Source organism: Streptomyces hilarionis, assembly GCF_024539675.1.
Classification (GTDB): domain Bacteria; phylum Actinomycetota; class Actinomycetes; order Streptomycetales; family Streptomycetaceae; genus Streptomyces; species Streptomyces hilarionis.
In genome coordinates this window covers 1-11,738 of the sequence record NZ_JAHHIT010000217.1, presented here as the reverse complement: position 1 = coordinate 11,738, position 11,738 = coordinate 1, and the positions used below count along the sequence as shown (strand labels likewise).

12 protein-coding genes and 2 tRNA genes are annotated in these 11,738 nt (G+C 69.0%); 6 read left to right on the top strand and 8 right to left on the bottom strand.

Going from position 1 to position 11,738, the window contains the following annotated elements:
* On the top strand, positions 1-394 hold a 394-nt coding region (locus KMS84_RS35275), incomplete at its 5' end, for a primase alpha helix C-terminal domain-containing protein (RefSeq protein ID WP_256920612.1).
* A 136-nt stretch (positions 395-530) separates the two neighbouring features.
* On the opposite strand, the gene KMS84_RS35270 is transcribed toward KMS84_RS35275, so the two are convergent.
* Positions 531-605, bottom strand: a tRNA-Trp gene (locus KMS84_RS35270).
* Between the two features lie 407 nt (positions 606-1,012).
* On the opposite strand from KMS84_RS35270, the gene KMS84_RS35265 reads away from it, so the two are divergent.
* Complete coding sequence (locus tag KMS84_RS35265) at positions 1,013-1,219, top strand: hypothetical protein (protein ID WP_256920611.1); 207 nt, start codon at positions 1,013-1,015, stop codon at positions 1,217-1,219.
* Between the two features lie 143 nt (positions 1,220-1,362).
* Entirely contained in the window at positions 1,363-1,695 is a 333-nt protein-coding gene (locus KMS84_RS35260; protein WP_256920610.1) for a hypothetical protein, read from the top strand.
* A 228-nt stretch (positions 1,696-1,923) separates the two neighbouring features.
* Here the strand turns inward: KMS84_RS35260 and KMS84_RS35255 are convergent, their stop codons facing one another.
* From KMS84_RS35255 to KMS84_RS35240, 4 genes are read right to left on the bottom strand one after another with little or no spacing between them, the layout of a single operon-like run.
* Entirely contained in the window at positions 1,924-3,102 is a 1,179-nt protein-coding gene (locus KMS84_RS35255; RefSeq protein WP_256920609.1) for a tyrosine-type recombinase/integrase, read from the bottom strand.
* Positions 3,102-3,320, bottom strand: coding sequence for an excisionase family DNA-binding protein (locus tag KMS84_RS35250; RefSeq protein ID WP_256920608.1), 219 nt, complete (start codon positions 3,318-3,320; stop codon positions 3,102-3,104). Before KMS84_RS35250 ends, KMS84_RS35255 begins: the two co-directional genes overlap by 1 nt.
* Complete coding sequence (repSA, locus tag KMS84_RS35245; protein WP_438819023.1) at positions 3,314-4,714, bottom strand: replication initiator protein RepSA; 1,401 nt, start codon at positions 4,712-4,714, stop codon at positions 3,314-3,316. Before repSA ends, KMS84_RS35250 begins: the two co-directional genes overlap by 7 nt.
* Positions 4,715-4,740: 26 nt before the next feature.
* Positions 4,741-5,016 (bottom strand): hypothetical protein, encoded by a 276-nt coding sequence (locus KMS84_RS35240; protein WP_133258193.1) that lies wholly within the window; start codon positions 5,014-5,016, stop codon positions 4,741-4,743.
* Between the two features lie 239 nt (positions 5,017-5,255).
* On the opposite strand from KMS84_RS35240, the gene KMS84_RS35235 reads away from it, so the two are divergent.
* On the top strand, positions 5,256-5,990 hold the full coding sequence (locus KMS84_RS35235) for a GntR family transcriptional regulator (protein ID WP_256920607.1): 735 nt from the start codon (positions 5,256-5,258) through the stop codon (positions 5,988-5,990).
* Between the two features lie 395 nt (positions 5,991-6,385).
* Here the strand turns inward: KMS84_RS35235 and KMS84_RS35230 are convergent, their stop codons facing one another.
* The gene (locus KMS84_RS35230) at positions 6,386-7,297 is read right to left on the bottom strand and encodes a DUF4238 domain-containing protein (protein ID WP_256920606.1); all 912 of its coding nucleotides are present in this window, start codon (positions 7,295-7,297) and stop codon (positions 6,386-6,388) included.
* A 318-nt stretch (positions 7,298-7,615) separates the two neighbouring features.
* Positions 7,616-7,702: transfer RNA gene (locus KMS84_RS35225), tRNA-Ser, on the bottom strand.
* Between the two features lie 391 nt (positions 7,703-8,093).
* On the opposite strand from KMS84_RS35225, the gene KMS84_RS35220 reads away from it, so the two are divergent.
* Positions 8,094-8,726: a hypothetical protein gene (locus KMS84_RS35220; RefSeq protein ID WP_256920614.1), complete on the top strand. Its 633-nt coding sequence runs from the start codon at positions 8,094-8,096 to the stop codon at positions 8,724-8,726.
* A 214-nt stretch (positions 8,727-8,940) separates the two neighbouring features.
* On the opposite strand, the gene KMS84_RS35215 is transcribed toward KMS84_RS35220, so the two are convergent.
* A complete protein-coding gene (locus KMS84_RS35215) occupies positions 8,941-10,566 on the bottom strand; it encodes a S1C family serine protease (protein WP_256920605.1) in 1,626 nt (541 codons plus the stop codon).
* Between the two features lie 294 nt (positions 10,567-10,860).
* On the opposite strand from KMS84_RS35215, the gene KMS84_RS35210 reads away from it, so the two are divergent.
* Complete coding sequence (locus KMS84_RS35210) at positions 10,861-11,697, top strand: glycerophosphodiester phosphodiesterase (protein WP_256920604.1); 837 nt, start codon at positions 10,861-10,863, stop codon at positions 11,695-11,697.
* The last annotated feature ends 41 nt before the right edge of the window (positions 11,698-11,738 follow it).

Here is an 11,738-nt window from a genome sequence, read left to right as displayed (position 1 = left end):
CCTGGTCCCCGGCCTGGACGCCCACCTCACCCCCGCGCCCTGCCCCCGCGCCCTGCTGCGCCTGCTGCTGCCGCCGCCGCGCGCACCACGCCCGGGCGGCTCCGGACCGACGGCGGGCGGCGCGCACGGCCGGGGCCTGGTCCAGTTCGTCCTGGCCGCCCACGAAGGGCAGCGCAACACCCGCCTGTTCTGGGCCGCCTGCCGGGCCTACGAGGACGGCATCGGCCCCGAGCTCACCGAGGACCTGATCGCCGCCGCGCAACGAACGGGTCTGACGCCGAGGGAAGCCCGCGGCACGATCGCCTCGGCGGCCCGCATGACAGCCCAGCGCGCGCACCTCGACCTGCGGAGACCGCCGGGCGCTTCGAGCCCGCCCGGCGCCCCTGATGACTGACGCACGCGTCGGGCCGGGACAGCCCTCGCCCGCCCGCGCCAGGAGGACGGAACAAGAAGCCGCGACAAGAGGGAAGAGGGAGAGGAGAAGGGCGAAGGGCGAGGGGCGAGGGAGCAGGAAGGCGGAAAGCGGAAGGCGGAACCGGCCGGATTCGAACCGGCGTCCTCGCGGTTTTGGAGACCGCGCGCGACGACCCCTGCGCTACGGCTCCGCCCCGCCCGCATCCTAGGGACTCCGGCTGCCGCCGAGAAGGCGCCCATGGCCCGGCGGGCCGACGCGACCCGGAAGCCGACGCACGACCTCCCTGGCGGCCCCGCCCCAAACCGCCCCGCCGCCCGCGCTGGGGCGTGCCCGCCGTGGACGAAGAGAGACCGGCCGGACCGAGGGTGCTCGACCCCGGCCGTAGAGCGGGGCCGGACCCGCGATCCGGCGATCCAGGCCTCGGTCGACGTCCACGAACGCACCGCGGAAGCGATCGCCTGCATCCTCCACGCCTCGGCTACGAGGCCGAGCAGAGCGACGCCTCCCACCGCCCCTTCGCCGTCAGGGTCCTGACCCACCGTTGTTGATCTGCATCCGGTCGCGTCGACCGCGCGCTACCGTGCACCAGGGGGTGGCATGAACGACCGGAACCTGCTCGAGTTCGAGCCCATGTGGACCACTGAGCGTCATCGCTGGGAGCTCTGGCGATCGAGCATCGGCTACCTGCCGATCCTGAAGGGCGATCCGCCCATGGCCGAGGTCATCTGTGATGACGACCTCGCGGACCAAGTGATCGCGAGGATGCTCGCCGCAGGCGTCACCATCGTGGCCCTTCCCGACTAGGCGCCGTGCTCCTCGCGTGCCCAGGTTCTGAGCCCTCCTTCTTCCGATGACCTCCCCGCGCCGAGGCCTCCATGCCCGAAGCCGCGTGCGGGCCGACCATGCGACGCGGCCGCGTGCCCTGACAGCTCACGCCGCCTTACGAAGTGGAGAACACCATGCCCCGATGGGCCATCATGAAGGCCGAGGGTGAAGCGGAAGCCTTCCGGTACAACATCCACAAGGAACTGGAAGGGACCGAGGAGCAAGCCCTCGCGGTGATGCTGCGGCTCATCGACACCTACGCACAGGCCCTCACCAAAGCAGGGCGGCACCGTCAGAAAAGACGGGTCTTCCGCGTGTCCGAGCGCAGCTACGTCGTGCGCGTCGAAGACCGGCTGTCGAGCTACGAGGCCCACTTCACCCTCGCCGAACTCATAGCCGACACCCACGATGACGGCCTCCCCAGCAGTGCATCCGGTTCGATGCAAGGGCCGTGAATCCTGGCCGCAGGTTGGCCGCACATGCTGGTCAAAGACGGGATACCGGCGAATCAGGGTGAGACACGGTCACGCCGAAGGGGTGCCGCTCCGGAGAGTGGCACCCCTTCTGACCTGCAACGCTCTGACCCGCTGCGGTGGGTGTGGGACTTGAACCCACGGTGACTCGCGCCACGACGGTTTTCAAGATCTCTCGCCGGTCGGGGAGGCGGGACGCTCCGCAGCAGGTCAGACGGGTACGAGCACGCCTGCGGACCCGTCATCATCGTCATCGTGCCCGCTACGTGCCCCAGGCTCGTGATCGTGCCCGCTCAGCCAGGAGTCGGCCGCTTCGGCGACCTGGTCGTCGCGACCGGCGACCGGCCGGGCGTAGTGCCGGGTCGTGACGCTCGCGTTCGAATGGCCGAGGCGGTGAGCGGCGGTCATCACGCCGTACCGGTCGGCGACCCAGGTCCCGTGTGAGGCCCGGAGATCATGCGGGGTGACGTCGGTCAGCCCGGCCGCCGAGACGGCCGGGTCGAAGTACGCCTTGCGCCACTGGTTGTAGCGCAACGGCTTCCCCGCTGGGGTGGTGAACAGGAGCGCGTCATCCCCGCCGGGCAGAGTCTCCAGGTGCCGGCCGAGCCGCTTCGCCAACGAGGGGCCGACGCGAAGGAGCCTCTTCTGATGGGACTTCGGGGTGTCGAAGACCAAGGTGCCGTTGGCTTCGGCAAGGTTCTCGTCGACTAGGACGAAGCCGCCGGACACGTCGATGTCCGAGCGCCGAAGGGCGAACGCCTCTCCAACTCGCAGGCCCGCGTACGCGAGAAGCGCGATCAGATGGTCATGCGGCGCGGCGGCACTCCGTACGAGCCGGGAGGCTTCGAGGGGCGTGAGGATGTGCGGCTCGGTCTGCGGCATCCGAGGCAGCTTCACGCCCCGGCACGGCGTCTGCGGGATCATGTCGTTGTCGACGGCGGCCCGCATGATCTGCGACAGGACGCGGTACGCCTGCCGGATCCTGGAAGCGCTGAGCCCTTTGGTCTTCATCCCTCCGACCCACTCGGCAACCGTGATCGGCCGCAGACTGGACAGCTCACGGTCCCCGAGAGCCGGGTTGATCAGCGAGTTGATCAGAGACCGGTACGACGCCTGTGTTTTGTGCTTGAGCTGCGGGGAGACGGCTGCGAGCCACCGGGCCGCCCAGTCGCGTACGGTCGTCTGCCCCGCGGCGGGGTCCAGCCAGTGCCCTTCCTCGATCTCGATGCGCTTGCGGGCAAGCCACCGGTCAGCGTCCGTCGTGGTGGCGAACGTCCGGTCAGCCGGGCGGAGCACTCCGTCGGGCCCCGGGTATCGAGCTTGGAAGCGGCCTGAGGGGAGCTTGCGGATCCGGCCGAAGGCACGGCGGGACTTGCGCTTGCCAGCCATCAGGCGGCCCTCCTGAGCGCGTTGGGCCGAAGGGCGATCGGTTGCACGGTGTTCTCGGCCACGTACGCCTCCAGAGCCCATTCAGGGATCCGCACGTGTCGGCCGACCTTCACAAAGGTGATGCGACGCTCTTCAACAAGCCGACGGGGGAACCTCACACCGGTTCCGAGTCGATCGGCGACCTCCTGCACACTCAACAGCCGATCCACACTCACCACTCCCCCTCAGCCTCAACATCAAGATCAGATATGTCGGCCAGCGCTTCACGGGCCGTCTCTCGGTTCAGTCGGATGTCCTTTGCGATCGATGCGGCGAGCCAGGATTCGCCGGGGGTATGGCCGTGCCCGGCGTAGGACCAGTGGGCGAGCACGAGTGTGGAGCCCTCCGAGTCGTCCAGGGCTTCGGACAGACCTCGCTCCCGACGCTCCTGGCGGGCGCGGAAGTCGGCGCGGACCTGACGCCGCTCGGCGAAGGTCGAGGAGTAGCGGCGGGACTTGGTGAGGAAGTGGCCACGGAACCCGAGCATGTGGGCCCAGGCCCAGAGCTTGCGGTCCGGGTAGTGCTGGTCAAGGGCATGACAGGCTCGAATCAGGCGCCGAGTGTGGTCGGGCAGGTCCGGCCGCTTGTCGAGTTCGGAGAGCTCCCCGACGCGGCGGTCGACCGTGCCGGTGGACTCGGCGGCCTTGGTGGCGTACTTCGCGACGTACGCGGCCACTGCCTGTTCGGTCAGCTCCTGGCCGTCGGTGCCGATGGCCCGTATGTCGACCTGGTCACCCCAGCGCAGGAGGCGCGCCGGGTGGTCATCGGCAGGCGCCACCGGGACGGAGACCCGGGCGGCGGCATCGCGGATCGCATCGCCGAGCAGCTCCGTACTGGCCCACTCGGGCGGGGAGTCGTCGGGACCGGCCGGACCGTCCAGTCGGACGATGGCGTGGAAGTGGATCGCCCCGCGCTTCTGGAACTCGGCGACCTTGCCGAAGGAGATCCGGCAGACCTCCCGCAGCGTGGCCTGAGTGATGCCAGCACGAGCGGCGATCTCCCGGCGGAGGTAGATCGTGAAGCGTCGCCAGAGGTCCCCGGCGTGGTTGTTCCAGAGAACGGCCCCGGCGTAGTCGTACGTGTCAGCCTCGAGCGCCGTGCCGAGTTCGGCGGCGTCCTCGGAATGGGCGACACCGCAGCGGCAGCGACCGTTCTCGGGACGGTTGTGGACCGGCCCGAAGGAGGGCGCGGTCAGCGTGGCGAACACGCCGGGGTGAATGCGTACGCCGTCGGGTATGCCCATGCGCTGATCACCCGTGAGCCCGGCCCGTATGAGGTGGTAGGCATCCCCCGCGTACGTCCAGGCACAGGAGGGGCAGCGGGAGGCGCGCCGGTTGCCGCAGGCAACCCGAAGGCGTCCGCCCGGCTCCTCGGACGTGGAGTACGAGTAGAGGACATCCCCGGTCCGGGCGTCACGGGTGACCGTCGTACCGGACAAGTGGATCGGGTCCGAGCAGCCACCCGTACGGCGTACCTGATCGCGCCATCGGTCGAACCCGGGAGCCGAGGCGACTCGCAGCAGATCAGCCAGGGTCACGGGGTCGGTCCCCATGGAGGCCGCAGCACCGGCCACGGCCTCAGGGGCGACGGGGAACACCGTCACTCGACCACCCCCGGAGCATCGATGATCTCGACCTCCAGGACCTTCGCGCCGCCGCAGTCGGGGCAGTAGAGCTGAAATCCGGTGGTGTCGTAGCCGCTGCCCGCGCAGGCCGGGCACTCCAGCCACTCGGTGGTACCGAAGGCCGTGCGGCAGACGTTCGCGTCCTGGCAACGCGTCTTGCCGCACACCGCGCAGCTACGGGCCGTGCGGCGAATGATCCTCGGCGCTAAGACCCCGGTCGGCCGACCGGCGTGGATCAGCGAGACAGGCATGATGGAGGCTCCCTTGGAAGAGGGGTGGGGCGGCGCATCTGCTTGGCGGTAGGGGCGTCGCCCTTCTTCAGGGAGTGTTCACCTCCCTAGGGAGATTGAAACCAAACCTCCCTAGGGATGTCAACGAGACCTGCGGAAGTCGGTGCGTTCGGTGAGCGATCGGGTACACGCTCGTGCGTCCGGAAGGGGGTGCCGGGTAGGCTGACCACCCTAGGGAGCATCGACGAGTGGAGAGAGACATGCCCGAGACTGCGCGGCAGATTGCCGACGATCTCCGGGCGCGGATCGAGTCCGGTGAGCTGGTGCCGGGCGATCGGTTGCCCGGTGAACCCTCGCTGGTGAAGACGTACGGCGTCGCCAAGATGACCGCCAACCAGGCACTCAAGATCCTCGTGAGCGAGGGTCTGGCAGTCGCACGCCCCGGATCCGGTACCTACGTCCGGGAGTTCAGGCCGATCCGCCGGGTGGCCAACGACCGTCTCTCCAAGTCCCGCCGCGAAGCCGGTCAGTCCATCTGGTCTGCCGACGTGGCCCAGCGCCCCCTGGTCACCGACGTCCAGGTCTACGAGGCCGAAGCCCCGCGCCAGATCGGACGGTTGCTGAACCTCGAGCCCGGGGCGGCCGTCATCGTGCGGAGCCGGAAGTTCGTCGTCGAGGACCGCCCGGTACAGATCGCGACGTCGTACCTTCCCGCGGATCTGGTGCGAGACACGGCGATCGCCCAGCCGAACACTGGCCCGGGAGGCAGCTATGCCCGCTTGGCCGAGCTGGGAGCGGAACCGGTCACCTTCTCCGAGGAACTGCGCGCGAGGATGCCGAGCGAGGAGGAGCGCACGGCCCTGGCCCTCGCGGCCGGCACTCCGGTCCTGGAGATCTGCCGTACAGCCTTCACCGAGGACGAACGCCCCGTGGAGGTCAACCAGATGCTCTTGGACGCCGGTTCGTACGTCCTGGAGTACCGCCTGAGCAGCTGAGCTGTTACAGGAATCTCTACCTCATCAAGCACCCGTCGTCGCTTCGCTCCTCCGGGCGGGCGCGGGCCGCCGTCCGCGCCCGCGCTCATGTCTCCGCCCCGCTCGGCACGGCCGACGGCCCCCGCCCGCCCAAGAGACAGGCACACGGAGCACGAGGTCAGAACACGTCGTGGCTGGGGCGGTCGGCTCCACGGCTTTAGGCAGCCACTTTGGGGGGAGCCTCGAAGATCATGGCCCCAACGTCGTGCTTTAACGGGCAGGTCCACAGACTGCCCGACTCGCCGGAAGCTTACGGGGCCATGATCACTCCCCCCAAAGCAGCTCCAGCCCAAAACCGCTCCGCCAACCTAGACAGCCGACGTGACGCGCCCCTTCGACGTGCCGCCCGAACGCCTCTATCGACCCATGCGGGAGCTCACACCAGCCTTGACGAAGGATTCCAGACCGCTCTGCGGGTGCAGATACACGTATCGATTTGCCGCAAGAATCTGGACGGCATTGAGTTCGTCAACCAGGTCCTTTGGAATTCTAAAGGACCGATTCTGCGGCCCGAGAGCCAGCAGGTGACCCGGACCAAGAGGTAGCACAATTGTGGTCGCATCCCCGACGGCCATACCGTATTGCAACTCCCCGTTTTCTTTCCGGAGCGTGATGGCAGGAGTATCGCCTATGAGGAACTGACCCACTTGCGGAGAGAGGACCTCCACCTGCCAGCCAGAAACCTTATCTCGAACCTTTCTATACATTTCCTCGATGCTGACTCGAAACGCCTTCCCGCTGGCCTGGTCCTGGGCAGGTTCGGAACTCTCGATCAACTTCTCTGCGAACGCGTTCAGAGCCTGCGGGTCTGCCAGACGAAGCCCGGTCTCCCGTAGCGCCTCACGGCGCAATTCCTCGGTGTAGACCTGCGTAAGTCCACGCCGCAGACGGTCACGCACAGTGACGACGGCGGTTTGGTGCGCCTCCCGGTAACGGTGAGACCGAACGAGGTGCAGCACGACGAGGTCTCGCAGAATTTCTACGTGGTCAGGTTTATTGAAAGGCGTACCCGCATCTACGGCCCGGAATGCCTCCGGCACCCGCCTCTCGACCTGCCCCCACAACTCCTCAATGGAACCCGATTCGTAGGCAACGAAGTCTTTAATCCAGCCACATTCGCGAGACCCTTTGAGCTTGTGGTGGCGATCCGGGTAATTAAGGTCAAAGGGAATGAGCCGAGAACCACCTCCTTTAGTTTCAGGCATCGTGAACCGTTTAAGCAGCACCTGAGAAACCACGTGCTGGCGCGAGACCTTTCGTGCACTCATGAACCCATGATGCCAAACAATCCCCATCCAGTAAAATCGTTTTGGCCAATCTGTAAGAAATAACCAATAAATCGCAGCGCTTATAGAATTCCGATCTGTATCCGCCCGCTGTGAGCGGATAGCTCACCCTGCAAGGTGCAGAGCTGTGCCAGATACACACGAGCGTCCCCTGGTGGGTCTTGGGGAAGGTTCCCGTGCCCCAGCCGTGCCCGATCGAGCGGGGAACCACGGGTAACACCGGACAGTCACGGATGCCGGGCATGACAACGGCCCCTGACCAAAGTTCCTGGTCAGGGGCCGTTCTCACTGCTCTCCACGCGGTGGGTGTGGGATTTGAACCCACGGTGACATCGCTGCCACGACGGTTTTCAAGACCGTTCCCTTAGGCCGCTCGGGCAACCCACCTGTGCCCCTGCCCACCTGGGGTGGAGCGGGTACAGCGTACCGGCCTCCGGCCTCGCGCGCGGCTCGTGGTCCGCACGGGGTCCACCGGCTCCGCGTCGGCCCCAGGTTGATCCGGATCCCGGGCGGACGTCGAGCTCGGTGAGGTCCACGTCCGCCGGGTAGAGGCCGGGAGGGCCTTGAGGAGGACGGAGGGGTGGGCGGCCGTCGCCGGAAGCATCAACCTCGTTTCCTTCACCTCCAGTTGGTCATGTCACGGGATCGTGACGGCCTCGTCCTGGATCAAGGACCGAGGCAGCCTCGCGGGTCCTGGACCACTCATAATGATCAAGAACGTGCCGAGTGACGCCCGCACCTCAGGCTCACCCAATCGACCTCGCAGGGGAATTGACCCATGATCCGCAACCGCCGCAAGGCCTTCCTCGTCTCCGCCGCACTCCTGGGCGGCACCCTGCTGATGACGGCGTGCAGCCAGAGCGACGACGCCGACAGCTCCTCCGCCAAGGCCGACACGTCTGCGGCGGCGGACAAGTCCGGCGCGACAGGCGCCGGCGGCGCCTCCGCGTCCCCCTCCGGTTCCGGTTCCGGGAACACGTCCGGCGGTGGCACGTCCGGTTCCGGGAAGTCGTCCGGCGGTGGCAGCGCGACCGGTTCCGGGAGCACGTCCGGTGGCGGCACGTCCGGTTCCGGGGGCACGTCCGACTCCGGCGAGACCGTGGTGGAGGGGCTCAACAAGGGCAAGGGCGTCAGCGGCACCTGGTACGGCATCGTGCGCTACATGGCGCCCGGCAAGTACCAGGTCGACGGTCCTGCGGCGCAGGGCTCCGGCGGTGAGCAGCAGGCCTTCTTCCTCTCCGAGGACACCGTGATCCTGGGCGGGGGCCAGATCTGCGGCACCGCCGGCTCGAAGGTGGACGCCCCCTGCGAAGAGGCCGACCTGGAGAAGGCCGCCAAGAAGGGCGTGGAGGCCGAGGTCGTGGTCAAGAACGGCATGGCCACTCAGATCACCGACGGTGCGCTTCGCTGACCCGACGGCTCGCACGCGGAAGGGGCGCCCCTCGGTGAGGGGCGCCCCTTCCGACGCTGTCACGCTCTCGCGCTGTTCAGGACCGTCGCTCAGGCCGCTCGGGCAGCCCACCCCGCGCCGTTCGTGACCGGCGGCGCGGGGACGAGAGCGACGGGTGAGCACGCGCGCGTGGGGGCGGTGGTCACCGCGCCCGGGGAGGTACGCGCGCGTGGGTTCAGTTGTCGCCCTTGCGGGAGCCGAGGGTGAGGTCCACGGTGTGGGTCTTGCCGCCGCGCTCGTAGGTGATCGTGACCTTGTCGCCGGGCTGGTGGGTCCAGATCTCGCCGATCAGGGTGGGGCCGCTGTCGATCACCATGTCGTCGAGCTTGGTGATGACGTCGCCGGGCTTGAGGCCCGCCTGGGCCGCCGGGCCGCCGGACTCGACCGCCGAGGAACCGCCCTCGGCGGTGTCGGTGATCTTCGCGCCGCCCGAGCCCTCCTGCAACGAGACGGAGGCGCCGATCTTGGCGTAGACGGGCTCGCCGGTCTTGATCAGCTGCTGGGCGACGTACTTGGCCTGGTTGATCGGGATGGCGAAGCCGAGGCCGATCGAGCCGGACTGGGTGGTGCCGCCGAGCCCGCCGCCGCCGGTGGACTGGATCGCGGAGTTGATGCCGATGACGTTGCCGGAGGCGTCCAGCAGCGGGCCGCCGGAGTTGCCCGGGTTGATCGACGCGTCCGTCTGGAGGGCGCTCATGTAGGAGGAGGAGCTGCCGGAGCCGTCGCTGGAGGCCACCGGGCGGTTCTTCGCGCTGATGATGCCCGTGGTGACCGTGTTGGACAGGCCGAAGGGGGCGCCGATCGCGATCGTCGAGTCTCCGACGGCCACCTTGTCGGAGTTGCCGAGGGTGAGCGGCTTCAGGTCCGAGGGGGCGTTCTTCAGCTTGATCACGGCGACGTCGTAGCCCTTGGCGTGTCCGACGACCTCGGCGTTGTACTTCTTGCCGTCCGGGAAGGTCGCCGTCAGCTTGCCGCCGTCGACGGCGTCCGCCACCACGTGGTTGTTGGTGACGATGTGGCCCTGGGTGTCGAAGACGAAGCCGGTGCCGGTGCCGCCCTCGCCGCTGCTGGACTCGGCCTCGATGGTGACCGTGCTGGGCAGGGCCTTGGCGGCCACGCCCGCGACCGTGCCGGGGTCGCGCTTGACGGCGCCGCCGTCGGTGGAGGCGGAGACGGTGGTGGAACCGCTGTCGTCGTCGTTCCTGGCCAGGGTGTAGCCGAGGCCGCCGCCCAGGCCGCCGGCGACCAGCGCGGCGATCAGGACCGCGGCGACGAGCCCGCCGCGGCCACGGCCCGACTTGGGCGCGGGCTGCTGGTAGGAGGCCCCCCAGACGGTCCCGCTGCCTCCGCCGGCACCGGCGCCGCCACCGTCGGCGCCGTACGCGTGCGTGCCCGCACCGGCATCGGCGTACAGGGGCGTCGCGGGGGGCGGCGGGTTCTGCCAGTCGTTCCCGTGGCCGGCCGGGGCTCCCTGGGGGGCGCCGGACTCGTACGCGGGGGAGGCGTGGGGGACGGTCGGCGGCGGCCAGTCGCCGTCGACCGGGGCGGACGGGGCGGGCGTCGTCGGGGCCGCGCCGGGCGGAGGCCAGCCGCCCTCGGGCGCGCCGGTCGCACCGGCGGCTCCCGCGGGGCCCGGCTCCGGCGCCCGCGGGGGCGTCGCCGGGAGCGGGGTGGTGGGCGCGCCGGCGTCGGGCGCGGACGCCTGCGAGGCGGCCGAGGGAGACTCCACCGGCACGGGGGGTGCGGACGGGGCCGGGGGTACCTGAGTGCCCTCGCTCTTGCCCTCGTTCTCGGTGCTCACAGCTCTTCTCCTCGATCCACGGCTGTTTTCGGCGGTCGCACAGGGTCGCACTGGGTCGTGCCCGTAGGCGCTCGACGCGCTTCGGCGCACGCTTCGTCCACTACCCGGCGCGCTGAAGCTGTTGCCTGTCCTTTTGTACGTCTCAGCTTTTCCCACGGGCCGTCAGAGCACCATAAGCGGTGCCTGTGGGTCCTCGGTCTTTCTTTATAAGGGTCAATACGCACAATAAGCGCGCATCTTCGAAAGATCTCAGAGGGTTCTCAGACGACGGGCCGACGGTGGCACGATGACGCGGTGACTCACGCACGGCAGCACCACATTCAAGTCGTCGCCCACCGGGGCGCCTCCGAGGAGGCCCCCGAGCACACCCTGGCCGCGTACAAGAAGGCGATCGAGGACGGTGCGGACGCCCTCGAGTGCGATGTACGGCTGACCGCGGACGGTCACCTCGTCTGCGTGCACGACCGCCGCGTCAACCGTACGTCCAACGGGCGCGGGGCGGTGTCCGCCCTGGAGCTCGCCGACCTGGCGGCCCTGGACTTCGGCTCCTGGAAGACGAAGGAGGCGCACGAGGCCTGGCACGCGCGCGAGGAGGACCCCGACTGGGAGGTCCGGCCCGAGGACCGCGAGGAGACGTCGGTCCTGACCCTGGAGCGGTTGCTGGAGCTCGTCTCCGACGCGGGACGGCGCGTCGAGCTGGCCATCGAGACCAAGCATCCGACCCGCTGGGCCGGACAGGTGGAGGAACGGCTGCTGACGCTGCTCAAGCGGTTCGGCCTGGACGCCCCGGCCTCGCCGGCCGAGTCGCCGGTGCGGATCATGAGCTTCTCGGCGCGTTCGCTGCACCGCGTGCACGCCGCCGCGCCCACGATCCCGGCGGTCTACCTGATGCAGTTCGTCTCGCCCCGGCTGCGCGACGGGCGGCTGCCGGCGGGGGTCGGGATCGCCGGCCCCTCGATGCGCATCGTGCGCGGTCACCCGGCGTACGTCGAGCGGCTGAAACGGGCCGGCCACCAGGTGCACGTGTGGACCGTGAACGAACCCGAGGACGTCGATCTCTGCGTCGGACTGGGCGTCGACGCCATCATCACCAACCGCCCGCGCGCGACCCTGCGACGCCTCGGCCGCTGACCGCCCGGCCGGCCACACCCCCCCTGCGCCCGGCCCCGACC